Source organism: Leisingera sp. F5, from assembly GCF_001593695.1.
Genome location: NZ_LUKH01000024.1, coordinates 52,335 through 71,168, shown reverse-complemented (window position 1 = coordinate 71,168; position 18,834 = coordinate 52,335). Strand labels below are relative to the sequence as shown.

Annotated in this window: 17 protein-coding genes; 5 read left to right on the top strand and 12 right to left on the bottom strand. The window is 63.3% G+C overall.

Translation table 11 applies throughout. From position 1 onward, the window contains the following. The coding region (locus A2I95_RS16790; protein ID WP_291731223.1) for a hypothetical protein at positions 1-241 on the top strand (241 nt) is incomplete at its 5' end. 21 nt (positions 242-262) lie between these two features. Here the strand turns inward: A2I95_RS16790 and A2I95_RS16785 are convergent. From A2I95_RS16785 to A2I95_RS16760, 6 genes are all read right to left on the bottom strand, one after another. Further along, positions 263-676: a F0F1 ATP synthase subunit epsilon gene (locus A2I95_RS16785; protein WP_291731220.1), complete on the bottom strand. Its 414-nt coding sequence runs from the start codon at positions 674-676 to the stop codon at positions 263-265. Positions 677-733: 57 nt separating this feature from the next. Beyond that, positions 734-2,158: a F0F1 ATP synthase subunit beta gene (gene atpD / locus A2I95_RS16780; protein ID WP_291731218.1), complete on the bottom strand. Its 1,425-nt coding sequence runs from the start codon at positions 2,156-2,158 to the stop codon at positions 734-736. A gap of 21 nt (positions 2,159-2,179) precedes the next feature. Then, on the bottom strand, positions 2,180-3,061 hold the full coding sequence (locus A2I95_RS16775; protein WP_027258090.1) for a F0F1 ATP synthase subunit gamma: 882 nt from the start codon (positions 3,059-3,061) through the stop codon (positions 2,180-2,182). Between the two features lie 15 nt (positions 3,062-3,076). Continuing rightward, the gene (gene atpA, locus A2I95_RS16770) at positions 3,077-4,615 is read right to left on the bottom strand and encodes a F0F1 ATP synthase subunit alpha (protein WP_291731215.1); all 1,539 of its coding nucleotides are present in this window, start codon (positions 4,613-4,615) and stop codon (positions 3,077-3,079) included. Continuing rightward, positions 4,616-5,176, bottom strand: a complete 561-nt coding sequence (locus A2I95_RS16765) for a F0F1 ATP synthase subunit delta (RefSeq protein WP_291731212.1) — start codon at positions 5,174-5,176, stop codon at positions 4,616-4,618. It lies immediately after the preceding gene. A gap of 395 nt (positions 5,177-5,571) precedes the next feature. After that, positions 5,572-6,318, bottom strand: coding sequence for a class I SAM-dependent methyltransferase (locus tag A2I95_RS16760; protein ID WP_291731211.1), 747 nt, complete (start codon positions 6,316-6,318; stop codon positions 5,572-5,574). A 55-nt stretch (positions 6,319-6,373) separates the two neighbouring features. Between A2I95_RS16760 and gloB the strand changes: the two genes are divergently transcribed. The 3 genes from gloB (at position 6,374) to A2I95_RS16745 (ending at position 10,638) form a co-directional block, all read left to right on the top strand. Continuing rightward, positions 6,374-7,147, top strand: a complete 774-nt coding sequence (gene gloB / locus A2I95_RS16755) for a hydroxyacylglutathione hydrolase (RefSeq protein ID WP_291731209.1) — start codon at positions 6,374-6,376, stop codon at positions 7,145-7,147. Positions 7,148-7,324: 177 nt separating this feature from the next. Continuing rightward, the gene (clpA, locus tag A2I95_RS16750; RefSeq protein WP_291731208.1) at positions 7,325-9,649 is read left to right on the top strand and encodes an ATP-dependent Clp protease ATP-binding subunit ClpA; all 2,325 of its coding nucleotides are present in this window, start codon (positions 7,325-7,327) and stop codon (positions 9,647-9,649) included. After that, entirely contained in the window at positions 9,649-10,638 is a 990-nt protein-coding gene (locus tag A2I95_RS16745; protein WP_291731205.1) for a M23 family metallopeptidase, read from the top strand. Before clpA ends, A2I95_RS16745 begins: the two co-directional genes overlap by 1 nt. A gap of 412 nt (positions 10,639-11,050) precedes the next feature. Here the strand turns inward: A2I95_RS16745 and A2I95_RS16740 are convergent, their stop codons facing one another. The 3 genes from A2I95_RS16740 to A2I95_RS16730 form a co-directional block, all read right to left on the bottom strand. Next, entirely contained in the window at positions 11,051-12,892 is a 1,842-nt protein-coding gene (locus A2I95_RS16740) for a peptidoglycan -binding protein (protein WP_291731203.1), read from the bottom strand. A gap of 3 nt (positions 12,893-12,895) precedes the next feature. After that, on the bottom strand, positions 12,896-14,086 hold the full coding sequence (locus tag A2I95_RS16735; protein WP_291731201.1) for a biopolymer transporter ExbB: 1,191 nt from the start codon (positions 14,084-14,086) through the stop codon (positions 12,896-12,898). A gap of 76 nt (positions 14,087-14,162) precedes the next feature. Next, positions 14,163-14,693, bottom strand: a complete 531-nt coding sequence (locus A2I95_RS16730) for a gamma-glutamylcyclotransferase (RefSeq protein WP_291731199.1) — start codon at positions 14,691-14,693, stop codon at positions 14,163-14,165. A 67-nt stretch (positions 14,694-14,760) separates the two neighbouring features. Between A2I95_RS16730 and A2I95_RS16725 the strand changes: the two genes are divergently transcribed. After that, positions 14,761-15,759, top strand: coding sequence for a DUF2125 domain-containing protein (locus A2I95_RS16725; RefSeq protein WP_291731197.1), 999 nt, complete (start codon positions 14,761-14,763; stop codon positions 15,757-15,759). A gap of 189 nt (positions 15,760-15,948) precedes the next feature. Here the strand turns inward: A2I95_RS16725 and A2I95_RS16720 are convergent, their stop codons facing one another. Genes A2I95_RS16720 through hisC form a run of 3 tightly spaced genes read right to left on the bottom strand, consistent with a single transcriptional unit; the run spans position 15,949 to position 18,769 of the window. Beyond that, entirely contained in the window at positions 15,949-16,770 is an 822-nt protein-coding gene (locus A2I95_RS16720) for an extensin family protein (protein WP_291731195.1), read from the bottom strand. Beyond that, positions 16,767-17,687 carry a prephenate/arogenate dehydrogenase family protein gene (locus tag A2I95_RS16715; protein ID WP_291731193.1) on the bottom strand — a complete coding sequence of 307 codons (921 nt, stop codon included), beginning with the start codon at positions 17,685-17,687 and terminating at the stop codon, positions 16,767-16,769. The genes A2I95_RS16720 and A2I95_RS16715 overlap by 4 nt, the downstream gene beginning before the upstream one ends. After that, positions 17,684-18,769 (bottom strand): histidinol-phosphate transaminase, encoded by a 1,086-nt coding sequence (gene hisC / locus A2I95_RS16710; RefSeq protein WP_291731191.1) that lies wholly within the window; start codon positions 18,767-18,769, stop codon positions 17,684-17,686. Before hisC ends, A2I95_RS16715 begins: the two co-directional genes overlap by 4 nt. Between the last annotated feature and the right edge of the window lie 65 nt (positions 18,770-18,834).

The following is an 18,834-nucleotide window of genomic DNA, read 5'->3' as shown; positions in this document are numbered from 1 at the left end:
CCGAAACTCCTTGCCGCCTGACGAAGGGACCAAGCCGGACCCGGCGTCCGCAGCCGCAAAGAACCACCTTCAAACCGTGCCGGAAGGAAAAGCATCCTTCAAGGGCGACTTCTTCAGCAGCCTGTTAAAGGGTGTTCAGGCTGAAATGCCATTTCGCGGTGCAGCTCTCCGTTGCAGTCACACCTCTCCGAACAGCCTTCCCCACAAAAAAAACCGACCCCCAATGGGAGCCGGTTTCTAAATCGTCCGATCCGCGGCTGGATCAGAGGGACATATGGGTGCCCAGGGCTTCCATGTCGGCGAGCAGCTTGGCTGCGTCCTCGACCAGGCCGTGCGGCTGGTCTTCCTCTTTTGCGGTCTTGTACATCTCGCGGGCGTCCTCGATCAGGTCGTTCATCTGATCGCGGGTCATTTCAGCCATCGGGATCGCGCGCTCGGCCAGAACCGACAGGCTGTCACCGCCGATTTCAGCAAAGCCGCCGGTCACCACATACTCCGCGTTGCCTTCCGGGCTTTCGACCTTCAGCACGCCGGGGCGCAGGGTGGTGATGGTGGACGCATGGGCCGGCATTGCCGTCATGTCGCCTTCCGCACCGGGGATCTGGACCGCGCTGGCCTGCAGCGAAGCCAGGCTCCGCTCGGGGCTCACGAGGTCGAATTGCATCGTTTGTGCCATTGGGGCCTCCGTTCAGGGTTTCCCCTGCACCGGCAAGGCGCAGGGGAATATCCAGTCTTAGGCGGCTTCCGCAGCCATCTTCTCGGCTTTGGCGATCACTTCGTCGATGCCGCCAACCATGTAGAAGGCGCCTTCGGGCAGGTGGTCGTATTCGCCGGCCACAACGGCCTTGAACGACGAGATGGTGTCTTCCAGCGGAACCTGCACACCGTCAGAGCCGGTGAAGACTTTTGCTACGTCGAACGGCTGGGAGAGGAAACGCTGGATCTTACGCGCGCGCGCAACGGTCAGCTTGTCCTCTTCCGACAGTTCGTCCATGCCGAGGATCGCGATGATGTCCTGCAGCGACTTGTAGCGCTGGAGGATCTGCTGAACGTCGGACGCCACTTTGTAGTGCTCTTCGCCAACGATCTGCGGGTCCATCAGGCGCGACGAGGAGTCGAGCGGGTCCACAGCGGGGTAGATGCCGAGTTCCGAGATCGCACGGTTAAGAACGGTGGTCGCGTCCAGGTGGGCAAAGGTGGTTGCCGGTGCCGGGTCGGTAAGGTCGTCCGCGGGAACGTAGACGGCCTGGATCGAAGTGATCGAGCCGTTCTTGGTGGAGGTGATGCGTTCCTGCATCGCGCCCATATCGGTTGCCAGGGTCGGCTGGTAGCCCACAGCGGACGGGATACGGCCCAAGAGAGCGGACACTTCCGAACCCGCCTGAGTGAAGCGGAAGATGTTGTCCACGAAGAACAGAACGTCGGTGCCGGACTGGTCGCGGAACTGCTCAGCCAGGGTCAGGCCGGTCAGCGCAACACGGGCACGGGCTCCCGGAGGCTCGTTCATCTGACCGTAGACCAGGGCAACCTGCGATTCTTCCAGGTTGTCCGGCTTGATCACGTTGGATTCGATCATTTCCCAGTACAGGTCGTTGCCTTCACGGGTCCGCTCGCCAACACCGGCGAACACAGAGTAGCCCGAGTGCACTTTGGCGATGTTGTTGATCAGTTCCATGATCAGAACGGTCTTGCCCACGCCGGCGCCGCCGAACAGGCCGATCTTGCCGCCTTTGGAGTAAGGCGCCAGCAGATCGATGACCTTGATGCCGGTCACCAGAACTTCCGACTCGGTCGACTGTTCGTTGAACTCGGGCGCAGGCTGGTGGATGGCGCGGGTCTCGGTTGCGTTCACCGGGCCCTTTTCGTCAACGGGCTCGCCCACGACGTTCAGGATGCGGCCCAGGGTGGCGTTGCCCACCGGGATCGAGATCGGCGCGCCGGTGTCGGTTACTTCGCGGCCGCGGACCAGGCCCTCGGTCGCGTCCATCGCGATGCAGCGGACGGTGTTTTCGCCCAGGTGCTGGGATACTTCCAGAACCAGGGTCTTACCATCGTTTTCGGTGTTCAGGGCGTTCAGAATTGCGGGCAGGTGGTCGTCAAACTGGACGTCCACAACGGCGCCGATGATCTGGGTCACCTTACCTTTTGCTTGTGCCATTTGTTGGTCTCCGGTGTTCTCTTAGAGCGCCTCAGCGCCCGAAATGATTTCAATCAGCTCGTTGGTGATCACGGCCTGGCGGGAGCGGTTGTACTGGATCGTCAGCTTGTCGATCATGTCGCCCGCATTGCGGGTGGCATTGTCCATCGCGCTCATCCGGGCACCCTGTTCGGATGCACCGTTTTCCAGCAGCGCCGAGAAGATCTGCGTAGCCACGCCGCGCGGCAGCAGGTCCGCGAGGATCTGCTCTTCGCCGGGCTCGTAGTCATACACCGCAGATGCGCTATCGGCGTCGCCTTCGCCGCCCTCGTAAGAGGCCGGGATGATCTGCTGAGCGGTCGGGATCTGGGTCACAACGTTGACGAACTCCGCAAAGAAGATCGTGGCAACGTCGAATTCGCCAGCATCGAACCGGGTCAGGATGTCCTTGGCAACGCCCTGCGCATTGGCATAGCCGATGCGCTTGACGTCGCTGAGGTCCACATGACCGACGAAATCGCCGCCAAGGTCGCGTTTCAGGGCGTCACGGCCCTTTTTGCCGACAGTCAGAACTTTGACCGTCTTGCCCGCGGCTTTCAGCTCGGCCGCTTTCTGGCGGGCAAGCTTGGCGATGTTCGAGTTGAAGCCGCCGCACAGACCGCGCTCGGCGGTCATGACGACAAGCAGGTGGGTCTGGTCGCTGCCGGTGCCGCGAAGCAGCTTGGGGGCTGACTCGCTGCCGCCGACCGAGGCCGCCAGCCCTGCCATCACGGCGTTGAACCGTTTGGTATAGGGACGCGAGTCCTCGGCAGCTTCCTGGGCGCGGCGAAGTTTCGCCGCGGCCACCATCTGCATGGCTTTTGTGATCTTGCGGGTCGATTTGACCGACGCAATCCTGGTTTTCAGGTCCTTAAGGTTCGGCATTGCCTGGGATCCCCCTTAAGCGAAGCTAGCGGCGAACTCGTCCAGCGCAGCTTTCACTTTGTCCGCCAGCTCGTCCTTCACCTTACGGTCGTTGTTGGTGATGTCCGCCAGCAGGTCGGCATGTTTGCCGCGCAGGTGGTTGAGCAGGCCTTCCTCGTAGCGGCCAACGTCCTTGACGTCGACTTTGTCGAGGTAGCCGTTGGTGCCGGCGAAGATGACGCAGACGATTTCAGCGTTGGTCAGCGGCGAATACTGCGCCTGCTTCATCAGCTCGGTCAGACGGGCGCCACGGGCCAGCAGCTGCTGGGTGGCGGCGTCCAGGTCGGAGCCGAACTGCGCAAAGGCAGCCATTTCGCGGTACTGGGCCAGCGACAGCTTCACCGGACCGGCAACCGAGGACATCGCCTTGGTCTGGGCCGAGGAGCCAACGCGCGAAACCGACAGGCCGGTGTTCACGGCGGGGCGGATGCCCTGGTAGAACAGTTCGGTTTCCAGGAAGATCTGGCCGTCGGTGATCGAGATCACGTTGGTCGGAATAAACGCCGACACGTCGCCACCCTGGGTTTCAATGATCGGCAGCGCGGTCAGCGAGCCGGCACCGAAGTCTTCGTTCAGCTTGGCCGAACGCTCCAGCAGGCGGGAGTGCAGGTAGAAAACGTCGCCCGGATAGGCTTCACGGCCCGGCGGACGGCGCAGCAGCAGCGACATCTGACGGTAAGCAACCGCCTGCTTGGACAGGTCATCATAGATGATCAGCGCGTGGCGGCCGTTGTCGCGGAAGAATTCCGCCATTGCGGTTGCGGCATAGGGTGCCAGGAACTGCAGCGGGGCCGGGTCGGATGCGGTTGCAGCCACAACGATGGAGTATTCCATCGCGCCGGTTTCTTCCAGCTTCTTCACCAGCTGGGCCACGGTGGACCGCTTCTGGCCGACCGCGACGTAAACGCAGTACAGCTTCTTGCCTTCGTCGTCGCCGGCGGCATCGTTGTAGGATTTCTGGTTCAGGATCGCATCCAGAGCCACGGCGGTTTTACCGGTCTGACGGTCGCCGATGATCAGCTCGCGCTGACCGCGGCCGATCGGGATCATCGCGTCAACGGATTTGAGGCCGGTCGCCATCGGTTCGTGCACCGATTTACGCGGGATGATGCCCGGTGCCTTGACGTCGGCAACGCCGCGGGTCACGTCTTCGATCGGGCCCTTGCCGTCCAGCGGGTTGCCAAGACCGTCCACAACGCGGCCCAAGAGGCCGTTGCCGACCGGCACGTCCACGATGGAGTTGGTGCGCTTGACGGTGTCGCCTTCTTTGATGTCCCGGTCAGAGCCGAAGATCACGATACCGACGTTGTCGCTTTCCAGGTTCAGCGCCATGCCCATGATGCCGCCCGGGAATTCGACCATTTCACCGGCCTGAACATTGTCGAGGCCGTAAACGCGGGCAATACCGTCACCGACGGACAGCACGCGGCCGATTTCAGCCACTTCTGCTTCTTGACCAAAATTCTTGATCTGGTCTTTCAGGATCGCAGAAATCTCTGCTGCTTGGATACCCATTTATCCGACCTCTTTCATTGCATTCTGTAGGGAGTTGAGCTTGGAGCGGATCGAGCTGTCGATCATCTTCGAGCCCACTTTAACGACAAGTCCGCCGATGATGGAGGCATCGACGGAAGCATTGATGGTAACTTTCTTGCCCACGCGCTCGGCCAGGGTCTTGGCCAGCTTTTCGCTTTGGGTCTTGGTCAGCGCCTTGGCTGAGGTCACGTCAGCCGTGACTTCGCCGCGGGCATCCGCCAGGCGGGCGCGCAGCGCATCGATCAGCGCGGGCACCACAAACAGGCGGCGCTTGTCGGCCATCAGAGCCAAGGTATTGCGCAGGACAGGATCCAGGCCCATCTTGTCAGCCACCGCAGTGATTGCGGCGCCCTGCTCGTCGCGCGACACCAGCGGCGACTGGATCAGGCTGTTGAGGTCGTCGCTGTCAGCCAGCGCGGCTGCCAGGTCATTGATGCTGGTTTCAAGGCTGTCGAGCGCCTTGTTTTCTTGCGCGATGTCGAACACCGCCGTGGCATAGCGCGCGGCAATGCCTGCAGAAATCGAAGCTGGTTCGGACACGTCCACCCTTCCGATATGTTATTGGCCCCGGTTGGCGTACCCGGCCACAGGCGGCGTCCGGGGGCGTGAGTCATCCCCCATTGGCAGCGGGGCGTTGAAATCAGCGTGGGTCTAGCAGAGCGGATGCGACCTATCAACTGCCTATAACGGGAACGGGAAGAAGCATGTTTGCAATGTTTTCAAGACGTTAAGGTAAGTGCGGCCCTTTGACCACAGTCGAATTATAAAAAAGTGCGGCTGAACTGCAGGATTTGGCGATTCCGGAAACCGGTATTTGCGGCCGAAATCGTCACATATCGGACCGGAACCCGCCTTTTCAGCCCTGCCGGTCGCCAAACCCGCAGTTTCAGGGAATCGAAATCAGCCGCGGATGGGCCGGGCCGGCCCCGCACCGGTCAGACCGGTTCCGGCATCGGGTTGGACAGCCCTTCCAGCACCCGGATGCGGCTGGGGGTTTTGGTGCGGGTCATGTGGCCGCGCTGCGGGTGGGTCTGCTTGCTGACCTCGACCATGAACACGCCGCCGGCCAGCATTGCAGGCAGTTTGCGGCCCATTTTTTCCAGCATGGCACCGGATTTCAGCCAGAACCGTTTGTGGCTGGGCAGCCGGTAGAGGGCGGCGGTGTGCTGCTCGATGGCGAACTGGTGTTCGCGCAGCTGGCCTTCAAGCTGGCGCAGGGTGTAAGGACGGCCAAAGCCGAACGGGGTCAGATCCGACCGCGCCCAGAACCCGGCCCGGTTTGGCACGACGAAAAGCGCCCTGCCCCCCGGCCCCAGCACCCGCCAGCATTCTTCCAGCAGTTTTGTCGGCCGCTCCGAGGTCTCCAGACCATGCATAACCACCAGCCGGTCGATCCGCCCGGTGTCGACGGGCCAGCTGGTTTCTTCGCACAGGACCGAGACATTGGGCAGTCCCGCGGGCCATTGCATCACCCCCTGCGGCCCCGGCATCAGCGCCATCACCCGGCGCGCCTCGGGCAGATAGGGGCGCAGCAGCGGCGCCGCGAAACCGAAACCCGCCACCGTCAGCCCTTCGGTGCCGGGCCAGATTTCCAGCAGCCGGCCGCGGATCGACGCCTGCGCCGCCCGCCCCAGAGTGCTGCGGTAATAGAAGTTCCTGAGATCCTGAACATCAAGATGCATTGCGGGTGCCTGCTGCTTCGGCCAATCTGGACGCAGTTTAGCAATGTAAAGGCGAATGACCATGCCTCTTGAGATCATCACCCTGCCCTGCCTGTCGGATAACTATGCCTTTTTGATCCATAATCCCGCATCGGGTGAAACCGCGCTGGTGGACGCGCCCGAGGCCGCCGCCATCAAGGCAGCCCTGTCGGAGCGCGGCTGGGGGCTGGACTGGATCCTGCTGACCCACCACCACTGGGACCATGTGGACGGCGTGGCGGAGCTGCAGCAGACTTATGGCGCCAAGGTGATCGGCGCCGCGGCAGATGCGCACCGGCTGCCTGATTTGGATACCGCGGTGGAGGATGGCGGCAGCTTCACACTGCTGGGGGAACAGGTGCAGGTGATGGATGTCTCCGGCCACACTGTTGGTCATATTGCCTTTTACCTGCCCGGTTCAAATGCCGTGTTTACCGCCGACAGCCTGATGGCGCTGGGATGCGGGCGGCTGTTTGAGGGTACGCCGCAGCAGATGTGGGCCAGCCTGTCGCGCCTTGCCGCGCTGCCGCCGAACACTATGGTTTATTCAGGACATGAATACACCCAGTCCAATGGTGCCTTTGCAGTCACCGCCGACCCTGGCAACCCGGCGTTGCAGGCGCGTATCCGTGATATCGCAGCGGCCCGGACAGCCGGCGTTGCAACGGTTCCGTCTTTGCTCCAGCTGGAGCTTGACACCAATCCGTTCCTGCGTGCCGGTGACAGTGCCGTGAAAGCACATTTGGACATGGAAGCTGCTGAAGACACAGAAGTTTTTGCCGAAATTCGCAAGCGCAAAGACAATTTCTGACCAAATCAAGGGTATCCGGGCGCAACAGGGAGAAAATAATTGTGACCCCAAAATGAAGAAAAGCCCTTGAAGCTGGCGCGCTATCAACCAAACTCTAACCTTATAAGCACATGGTTGAACTGCGGGGTTGGTTAATACCGCCCCATCCGGCCAACCCAAGATCAGAGGAGCACGCCCGTGCCTTCATTCTCGAGCACCCTGGAACAGGCCATTCACGCAGCGCTGGCGCTGGCGAATGAACGCCGTCATGAATTCGCAACCCTGGAACATCTGCTTCTGGCCCTGATCGACGAGCCCGACGCAGCCCGTGTGATGCGCGCCTGCAGTGTCGACTTGACCGAATTGCGATCTTCGCTGGTGGAATTCGTGGATGAGGATCTTGCCAACCTTGTGACCGACATCGATGGATCCGAGGCAGTGCCGACCGCTGCCTTCCAGCGGGTCATCCAACGGGCCGCGATCCATGTTCAAAGCTCGGGCCGCACCGAAGTGACAGGCGCCAATGTGCTGGTGGCGATCTTTGCCGAACGCGAAAGCGACGCAGCCTATTTCCTGCAGGATCAGGAAATGACCCGTTATGACGCGGTGAACTTTATTGCCCATGGCGTCGCCAAAGACCCGGCTTTCGGGGAGCCCCGCCCGGTCTCCGGCGCACCTGAGCAGGAAGAGGACAGCATCACTGCCGCCCCTGAGGGTGAAAAGAAGGAAAGCGCGCTGGCGAAATACTGCGTGGACCTCAATGCGAAATCCCGCGAAGGCGATATCGACCCGCTGATCGGCCGCGACCACGAGGTTGAGCGCTGCATCCAGGTCCTGTGCCGCCGCCGCAAGAACAACCCGCTGCTGGTCGGCGACCCCGGTGTCGGCAAAACCGCCATCGCCGAAGGCCTCGCGCGCAAAATCGTGTCCGGTGAAACCCCCGAGGTGCTGTCCGAGACAACCATTTTTTCGCTTGACATGGGCGCGCTGCTGGCGGGCACCCGCTACCGCGGTGATTTTGAGGAACGCCTGAAGGCCGTGGTGAACGAGCTGGAAGACCACCCGGACGCAGTGCTGTTCATCGACGAAATCCACACCGTCATCGGGGCCGGTGCCACCTCCGGCGGCGCCATGGATGCCTCCAACCTGCTGAAACCCGCGCTGCAGGGCGGCAAGCTGCGCTGCATGGGCTCCACCACTTACAAGGAGTTCCGCCAGCACTTCGAAAAAGACCGGGCGCTGTCCCGCCGGTTCCAGAAAATCGACGTGAACGAGCCCTCAGTAGAAGATTCCATCGAGATCCTGAAGGGTCTGAAACCCTATTTCGAGGAGCATCATGGCATCAAGTTCACCGGCGATGCGATCAAGACCGCGGTGGAGCTGTCGGCGCGTTACATCAACGACCGCAAGCTGCCGGACAAAGCGATCGACGTCATTGACGAGGCCGGCGCCGCGCAGCACCTGGTGATTGAGAGCAAGCGCCGCAAGACCATCGGCGTCAAGGAGATCGAGGCCGTGGTTGCCAAGATCGCCCGCATCCCGCCGAAAAGCGTGTCGAAAGACGATGCCGAAGTGCTGAAAGACCTGGAGAAGTCGCTGAAACGCGTGGTCTTCGGCCAGGACGATGCGATCACCGCCCTGTCGAGCGCAATCAAGCTGGCCCGCGCCGGCCTGCGCGAGCCGGAAAAACCGATCGGCAACTACCTGTTTGCAGGCCCTACCGGCGTCGGCAAAACCGAAGTTGCCAAGCAGCTGGCAGATACGCTTGGTGTGGAACTGCTGCGGTTTGATATGTCGGAATACATGGAGAAACACGCGGTCTCCCGCCTGATCGGCGCGCCTCCGGGCTATGTCGGTTTTGACCAGGGCGGCCTGTTGACCGATGGCGTCGATCAGCATCCGCACTGCGTGCTGCTGCTTGATGAGATGGAAAAGGCGCATCCGGACGTTTACAACATCCTGCTGCAGGTGATGGACAACGGCCAGCTGACCGACCACAACGGCCGCACGGTGAATTTCCGCAACGTGGTGCTGATCATGACCTCCAACGCCGGGGCGTCGGAACAGGCAAAGGCCGCTATCGGCTTTGGCCGCGACCGCCGCGAGGGTGAAGACACCGCCGCGATCGAACGCACCTTCACCCCGGAATTCCGCAACCGCCTGGATGCGGTGATCTCCTTCGCGCCGCTCGGCAAAGAGGTGATCCTGCAAGTGGTTGAAAAATTCGTGCTGCAGCTGGAAGCCCAGCTGATGGACCGCAATGTCTCGATCGAGCTGACCCGCAAGGCGGCTGAATGGCTGGCCGACAAGGGCTATGACGACCGTATGGGCGCGCGCCCCTTGGGCCGGGTGATCCAGGAGCACATCAAGAAGCCGCTGGCCGAAGAGCTGCTGTTCGGCAAGCTGACCAAAGGCGGCGTCGTCAAGGTCGGCATCAAGGACGGCAAGCTGGAGCTGCGCCTGGAAGGGCCAAGCAAGCCGCGGATCTCCGGTGACAAGCCGCCGCTGCTGACAGCAGACTGATGCGCCTTGCCGCGCTGATAATCGCAATACCGCTCGCCGCGCCCGCCGCGGCGGGCGATTTTCTTTTGCAGTTCCCGCTGGACTGCACCCTGGGCGACAGCTGCCACATCCAGCAGTTCGTCGACCACGATCCCGGCCCCGGTGCCACGGATTTCACCTGCGGCACGCTGAGTTATGATGGCCACAAGGGCACGGATATCGCCCTGCCCTACCTGTCGGACATGCAGGCAGGCGTCGCGGTGCGTGCCGCGGCAGGCGGTGTTGTCCTTGGCACCCGCAATGGCATGGCTGACCAATATGCCACCGACGGCAACGCCGCAGAAATCGACGGTAAGGAATGCGGCAACGGGGTGGTCCTGCGCCACGGCAACGGATGGGAAACCCAGTATTGCCACATGAAGCGCGGCTCGGTCCGGGTGCAAAGCGGCATGAAGGTCAAGCCTGGCGATATCCTGGGCGAGGCCGGCCTTTCCGGCAAAACCCAGTTTCCGCACCTGCATTTGTCTGTGCGCAAGGATGGCGCGGTGGTGGATCCTTTTGCGCCGGAAAGCCTTGGAACCTGCGGCGCCCCTGCCGGTAAGACACTCTGGGCGGATCCGCCGGCCTATCAGCCGGGCGGTGTGCTGGGGGCCGGTTTCAGCGCGGCAATCCCTGAATACAGTGCGATCAAGGCAGGCAACGCGGACGCCGCACCGCTGGCTGCAGATGCGCCTGCGTTTGTATTTTGGGCCTACGCGTTTGGCGGACTGGCAGGCGACCAGCTTGACCTGACGGTGACAGGCCCCGGCGGCGAACTTGTCTCCCACAGCGAAGGGCTGAACAAAAACCAGGCCCAGTTTTTCCGCGCTGCCGGCCGCCGGCTGCGCGGCGGGCAATGGCCGGACGGCACTTACACCGGCACCGCCCGTCTGTTGCGGGACGGGCGGCAGGTTGACAGCTTTACCCGCAGCATGGTGATCGCGCCGCCGGAAGACCCCGCCTCCCAGTAACCGGCTTTACAGTTTCCGGCCTCTCAGTTTTCCGCTTCATAGTGACCGGTTCAAAGTATCAGGCCTTATCCAGCTACGCGGCCGCAGCGGCCGGGGTGCAAGCCCAGGCCGCTGCCGGGCCCAACGGGCACGGCTGCCCTAAGGGCGGCCAGGGCCGGGCGGGAGACCTCGCCTGCGGATCCAGCGACCGCGTCTGTACTGTATTTTCACTGCCTGAATTTGATAACTCCCGAATTTGCAATAGATTTAAGGTTGCCCTGCTGCCCGGTGGGGCCGCAACCCGTGCGTAACTAGTAGCTTGTCTCCATTAGTGAAGCGGGTTGCACCCTGCAGGCAACGGGTTTGCCGATGACGAACGTGCAGCTGATCAGCCGCGGGTAACGGCGCACAGGTTCCTCAACCGAATGTCCGGCTATTTTTCCGTGAACTTCAGCTCGATCCGCCGGTTCTGGGCGCGTGCTTCGGCTGTGTCCGCCGGGTTCACCGGCTGGTATTCGCCAAACCCGTTGGCCGCCAGCCGCGACGGCGGCACCCCAAGCGCCTCGACCATATAGCGCACCACTGACAGCGCCCGGCCCTGGCTGAGTTCCCAGTTGTCGGAAAACTTCGGATGCCCCAGCAGCGGTGACGTATCGGTGTGGCCATCCACCCGGATGATCCAGTTAATCTCCTGCGGGATCGCTGCCACGACGCTTTGCAAAATTGAAACCACCTTGGCAATTTCAACCCGCCCCGCCGGCGACAGGGTGGCGCTGCCCGGTGCAAACAGCACCTCGGAGGCAAAGACAAAGCGGTCGCCCTGGATGCGCACCCCCTCCTGAGTGCCCAGCAAGTCCCGCAACCGGCCAAAGAACTCCGACCGGTAACGTTCCAGATCCTGCGCCTTGCTGGCAAGGGCCGCAGCCTCCGATTCCAGCCGCTTGCGCTCCTGCTCTTCCAGCAAGCGCCGCTTGCGCTCTTCCGAGGCGGCACGGGCCAAGGCTGCGTTCAGATCCTGGCCGAGGTTCTGCAACTGCACCTGCTGCGCCGCGTCCCGGCCCTGATAGTCATCCAGAATGGCCTGCAGTCCGCCCAGCTGTTCGCGCAGGGCCGCCACCTGCTGGTTCAGCAGCGCGGTTTCACGGCGGGCCTCTTCGGAGATGGCCTGCTCCTCAGACAAGGCCGAACGCGCCTGTGCCAATAGCGCTGCGCGTTCTTCGGCCAGGCTCAACTGCTCCGTGGCGCTGCCCTCAGCGCTCTCCTGCGCGGCGACTGCCGCAAGCAGCCGCTGGCGCAGCACGTCCAGCTCCCCGGCTTGAATCTCTGCTGCTGCCAAGGCGGCCCTGGCTTCGGCCAGTTCTGCCGCCAGCTTCCCGGCCTCCGCATCAGACCCTGCGCGGGCGGCCTCCAGTTCAGACAGTTGCGCGTCCAGCTGTGTCCTGGCCGCTTCGGCGGCGGCCAGCAGGGTCAGCGTATCCTCCGCCTCCTGGCGCTGCGCCTCCAAGGCCAGTGTCATTGCGGTGAGTTCGGCGCCGGCATTCTGCAGTTTTTCCCGCAGGGCTTCGGCAGCAGCGGCCTCGATCAGGCGGGCGGCTTCCTCATCGCCCAGTTGGGCCTGCAATTCGGAAATCCGGGTAGTTTGCTCGCTGCCTTCTGCCTCAAGACTGGCGATCAATGCCTCCATCGCCTCGCGCTGTGCTGCCGCCAGCCGGGCTGCCTCTGCCTGCACATCAATCTCGCCGCGGGCTTGCGACAGGGCCAGGTTCAGGGCCTCTTGTTCGCTCAACAATTCCGCGCGCGCCGCCTCCAGGTCGTCGCGTTCGGCACTCAGATCCGCGACCCGCGTCTCGGCGGCATTGCGGCTGGCGATCAGGGCTGCCACCTGTGCCTCAAAGCTGGTGATGCGGCTGGCGGCCTGGGCCAGTTCACCTGCCTGCCGGTCGCGGTCCGCGGTCAGGGAGGTGATCAGGCTGCGCGCCTGGTCCAGATCCTGTTCGGCAGTGTTGAGGGTTGACGTCAGCGCCCCCAGCCGGGCATTCAGCTGGCTGTTCTCGCGCTCCTCCAGCCCCAGGGCGGAGGCCAGCGCGCTGACTTCGGCGGACAGTTCATCCAGCTGGCTTTCCTGGCCGGTGATCGTCTCGCGAAGCACGAATTGCACCACCATGAAAATGGTCAGCACAAACATCAGCACCAAGAGAAGCCCGGTCATCGCATCGACAAACCCCGGCCATATCGATGCCTGGAACCGCTGTCCGGTGCGCCGGGAGAGGGCCATCGCCTATTCCCCCGCGTCCCGGCCGGATGCACCGCCGCGGGACAATCCGCGCGGGCGGGCGAAGGCCTTGATCAGAAGTTCGATGTCCTTGCGCAGCTCGGTCAGGCTTTCCTGCCGGCCGGCCGAAATTTCCTCAAGGATGCGCAGCATCTGCACGTCGATCGAGCGCAAACGCATCCGGCTTTCGGCGTCGATACCGCCCTGTTCGCTATGGGCGCGCAGGATCTCGGTCAAAGCTTCCTGCCCGACGGCCACCCGGTCAAGGGCCGCAGTGACAGTGCCGGTCTGCTCCTGGCGGCGGTTCATCTCCTGAATGGTTTCCACCAGATCACCCAGTTTTTGATCCACCGCAGCGCGGCCTTCAGAAGTTTCGGCAAACATCGCCTGCAGCGCGTCCATCTGCTCGGCCATATTGTCGAGCACTTGGGAGACCACGCTGCTATCGCCGGTGCCGTCTTCGCCGGAGGAGAAGCTGACGCGGGTGATGGAAGACAGCCATTCCTCCAGCTCGCGGTAGAACCGGTTCTGGCCGTGGCCCGCGAACAGCTCCAGCAGGCCGACGATCAGCGACCCGGCCAGGCCAAGCAGCGATGAAGCAAAGGCCACGCCCATACCGCCCAGCTGGGCCTCCAGCCCGGTCATCAGGCGATTGAAGACCGAAAGCCCCTCTTCGCCCTCCTGCGGGGCCAGGCTTCGGATGGTATCGACCACGGCAGGAACGGTGGTGGCCAGCCCATAGAAAGTACCCAGAAGACCAAGGAAAATCAGCAGGTTGACAATGTACCGGGTGATTTCCCGGTCTTCATCGATACGGTTGGCGACAGAATCCAGAATGGACTGTGTCGAGGCCGACCCCAGCTGCATCCGCGCCCCGCGCGAGCGCAGCAACGAAGCCAAGGGCGCCAGCAGCGACGGCGGCCGGCGTTCGTCCGAGATGTCGCCGAATGCGAACCGTTCGATCCAGCGCACCGAACCGATCAGCTGCACCACCTGCCAGAAACAGGCCAGTACCCCAATCACAAAGACAAAGACGATGAAACCGTTCAGCCAGGGATTGGCCTCGAACACCGGCAGCACCCGCGGCAAGGCGACAAAGGCGCCAAAGGCTGACAGCCCCAATGCGATCAGCATCATGATGATCTGCCGCACCGGCTGGGAAAACTGCGGCCGGGTTTTGCGGTCTGGCTGCGCCATATTACTTGGCTCCTGACACGTTGACTGCTCTTATTGGGTCGCAGCCTATAAGCAAAGTGTCAAAAGCGCCAAGGCTTTATGCGGTGATTTCCCGCACCCTTCCTGCCAGCCAATCCAGATCCTGGTCGTGCAGGCCGATCTCCGCCAGATGTTCGGCAGTGTTATAGAGGTACTCAGTATTGGGACCGCGCCCGCCCACCGCATGGGCGATCATCTGCGCCTGTTTTTCCAGGCTGAGACCGCCGCAATACTGCACATGGTGCGGGTCGATCACATAGGTGACGGCGGTGACAACGCTGCCATCCCCCAGTTCCACCTCCAGATCCCGCTCCAGATAGGCGGAGGAGATCAGCTCGCGCTCGCGCAGCTCAGCCAGGGTCCGTTCTTCGTGGCCTGCTTCCACCGACAGCGCCAGCCCTTTGCAGTTGGCCCCTTCGGTTTCGTCCAGCGCCAGCACCAGACCGGGATGATCCTCGGTGCCGCGGTGGTGGATCGAGGTCATGCAAAAGGATCTCGCATAGCCATGAAGCACCGCCACCTCGCGCCGTGACACCGGAAAGCCGGGGTTCCAAAGAAGCGATCCGTATCCGAATACCCACATGGTCATGTTGTCTGGCCCTTTCTGCTCCCCCTCTATAAACAGCAATCCTGATCCGGACAAAAGAGGCTATCCGATGCGCCTGGCAAAACTGCTGATTGCCGCCCTGATGGTGTGGAGCCTGTATTGGGCAGCAGCGTCCTGGGGGCTGCGCAGCGGCATCGCGGCCTGGTTTGCCGAGCAAGAGCGGCGGGGCTGGCAGGCTGAGTTTTCTGCTCTTGAAACCAGCGGCTACCCTATCCGCCATATGACCCGGATCAGCCGCCCGGCGCTGGCGGATCCCGGCACCGGCACCGCCTGGCGGGCCGACTGGCTGGATCTGGCAAGCCCTGCTGCCTGGCCGGGCAAGCTGGACCTGCACTTCCCTGCCTCGGCCCAGCGGCTGTCCTATTTCGACCAGACCGCAGTGATCACGGCCCAGGATCTGCAGGCCAGCCTGCATCTTGCGCCGGGCGCGGCGCTGGCATTGGAAGAACTGGCGCTGATCTCGGGCCCCTGGCAGATCGCCCGAAGCGGCGAGACGGTGCTGAGCGGCGCGGCGCTGGACCTGCGCATGGTACAGTCGGACAGGCCTGAGATATACCGGGTTACGGCGGAAGCCGCTGAGTTTGCCCCGCGCGCCGCCTGGCGGCGGCTGCTGGCGGCCAGTTCTGCACTGCCGGAACGGTTTGACATGCTGGCGCTGGAAATGACGGTTGCTTTTGACGCGCCCTGGGACCGGGCCGCGCTGGAACAGCGGCGGCCGCAGCCGCGCCGGATTGATCTGAAACTGGCAGAGGCCGGCTGGGGCGATCTGCGGCTGAAGGCCGCCGGAACGCTGACATTGGATGCGCAGGGCCTGCCGGAGGGCGGGATTACGCTGCAGGCGGAAAACTGGCGCGGGCTGGTGCTGATGGCGGAGCGCAGCGGCGCCCTGCCTCCCAGCCTGCGCAGCTCTGTCGAGCGGGTGCTGAGTCTCTTGGCTGAAACAAGCGGCAATCCGCGGAACCTGGACATCACGCTGGGGTTCTCCGGCGGCTACGTGACACTTGGCCCCCTGCCCCTGGGCCGCGCCCCGCGGCTGATCATCCACTGAAGAAGCCTGCAAGCGCTGCCGGCCTAACGCCGCCGCTGCCCTTTGCAGGCCATGAATACCAAAACCGGACAGGCGCATAAGGGCAGGCCTGCCACTGAGGCACGTCTCAGAAATTCCACTTCGCGCGCAGCGCGCCCGGCCCAAGGCTGTAATGTGCCCTTAGGCACTTTCAGGCGCGGGAGCACACCGCTAACGGCAATATGAACCGCCGCGGTGGCGCGCTACATCCAGGTGGAAATGGTCGCGGTGATAGCGGTCGGCTTCCGGCCCCAGCACGGTGCCGAAGGGTCCGCAGGCCGCGCGCCATATCTTCTTCAGCGTCTTGCGGGTCTTGCGGTTCTGCCAGCCTTTCAGCACCGTCACCGTCTCACCGCTGGCAAGGGTGAAGCCGGAGATGTCGATTGCCCGCCCTTTGCCATGTTCCGAAATCTTGGCACCGGGGCGGTTGTTGCGGGTGCGGCAGGCGTAATGGGCGGCGACGCGCAGGGAGACCACCTTGTTGCGGCGGCCGAAGGCGGTTTCGACCTCGCGGTTGATCCAAGTCTTCAGCGCACGGGCTGTATTGCAAGTCATCAGCGAGGCCTGGCTAAGGCGCACCCCGGCAATCTCGCGCACCCGCACCGCGTCCTTGGCGCCGCAGCCGGGCAGCGTGCCGGAGACATGACCGACGCTGTCGCCCTGGATATCAACATCGCCGCAGACCGACCCCTTGCGCCGTTTGCGGCGTTTGAACAGCACCTGCTCAGCCAGGCTGTCCGGCCGTGCAAAGGGCAGCAGCGATGATCCCGGCCCCAGCAGCGGCAGATCTGCGGGGCGGGCTGCTGCCGCCAGGACCTGCTCCGATTGCGGGCGCGAAACCGGGCGGAATTCTGGCGCTGTGGCAATGCCAGCGGCCTTTACGCCCGCATCAGCCTGCGGGCGCGCAGGCGGCTCAAGCGAGGTTTCCGGCGCAGCGGCCAGCGCGGCACCGCCAAGCAGTGCTGCAAGCAGAAGGGCGCCCGCGCGGATCATTTCTTTTGCCCCCGGCCAAAGTCCGGCGCATCGGTGTCCTGACCAGCCTCGATGATGCCGCGGCGGATCGCACGGGTGCGGGTGAAGTAGTCGTGCAGATGGTCGCCGTCGCCGGTGCGGATGGCACGCTGCAGGGCAAACAGCTCTTCGGTGAAGCGGCCCAGGATCTCCAGCGTGGCGTCCTTGTTGGTGAGAAACACATCGCGCCACATAGTCGGGTCCGAGGCGGCAATCCGGGTAAAGTCGCGAAAACCGGCGGCGGAATACTTGATCACTTCGCTGTCGGTCACCCGGCGCAGGTCGTCGGCAACGCCCACCATGGTGTAGGCAATGAGGTGCGGCGTGTGCGAAGTGACGGCCAGCACCAGGTCGTGGTGGTCGGCGTCCATCTCATCGACATTGGCGCCCATCCCTTCCCATAGCGCGCGCAGGCGGGCGGTGGCGTCCGGATCGGTGCCCTCGACCGGCACCAGCAGCGACCATCGGTTGTCGAACAGTTCGGCAAAACCGGATTCCGGCCCCGAATGCTCGGTCCCGGCCAGCGGGTGGGCGGGCACGAAATGCACACCTTCGGGAATATGCGGCAGCACAGCGTCGATCACATGGCGTTTGACCGACCCCACGTCCGAGACTGTGGCGCCGAGCTTCAGCAGCGCGGCGATGTCTTCCATCACCGGGCCCATGGCGCCGACGGGAACGCAGAGCACCACCAGGTCAGCATCCTGCACAGCCTCCCGCGCGCTGTCGCAGACGCGGTCGCAGAGGCCGATGCGGCGCGCCGTGTGGCGGGTTTCTTCGCTGCGGGCATAACCGGTCACCTCACCCGCCAGCCCTGCGCGTTTCATCGCCCAGAACATTGAGGAGGCAATCAGGCCAAGGCCGATCAGCGCGACGCGGCCATAAACATGTTCACTCATGCCTGGCCCTCTTTGAATGCTTTGACAGCTGCGGCCACACGGCGGCAGGAGTCCTCGTCGCCGATGGTGATGCGCAATGCTGTGGGCAGGTTGTACCCCGCCACCCGGCGCACGATCAGGCCCTGCGCTTGCAGGTAAAGGTCGCAAGCCTCTGCCTCTGCCTGGCTGGAAAAGCGGGCCAGGATGAAGTTGGTGCTGGAGACATCCGAGGGAACGCCCAATTCCGCCAGTGCATTTGCCAGCCAGGCGCGCCACTTGGCATTTTCGGCGCGGCACTGGTCCACGTAATCCGTGTCGCGCACCGACGCCTCAGCGCCCGCCAGCGCAGTGCTGGAGACGTTGAATGGCCCGCGCACCCGGTTCAACACGTTGATGACTTCCCGAGGGCCGTAGCCCCAGCCGATCCGGGCGCCGCCCAGACCGTAGATCTTGGAGAAGGTGCGGGTCATGAAGACGTTGCTTCGGGCGCCGATCAGCGCTGCACCTGCATCGAAACCTTCGACATATTCGGCATAGGCCCCGTCCAGCACCAAGATGGCGCCCGCCGGGATGCCATCGGCCAGCCGGGCCACCTCAGCCTCGCTGATCATGGTGCCGGTGGGGTTGTTCGGGTTGGCGATGAACACGAGCCTGGTACGGTCGGTGCAGCCCGCCAACAGCGCGTCCACATCGGTGACGCGCTCGCGCTCTTTCATCTCTACCGGGGTGGCACCGGCTGCAAGTGCACTGATGCGGTACATGGCAAAGCCGTGTTCGGTATAAAGCACCTCGTCGCCCGGTCCGGCATAGGCCTGGCACAGGAAGGCAATGATCTCGTCGCTTCCCGCGCCGCAGATGATCTGCTCCGGCTCCAGCCCGTGAACCTCGCCGATTGCCTGCCGCAAACCGCTGTGGTCCGAGCTGGGATAGCGGTGCATATTGGCCGCCGCGTCCTGCATCGCCTGGACGGCGCGCGGGCTGGGGCCCAGCGGGTTCTCGTTCGAGGAGAGCTTCACAACATTGCTCACCCCATTCACATGGGCAGCCCCGCCCTGATACAGAGCGATGTCCATGATACCGGGCTGCGGTGTGAGTTGGGTCATAATTCGGGCTCCTTAATTCCTGCCCGTTCTAGCGGCCCAAAGGCTGGTGGGGAAGCACCAAGATG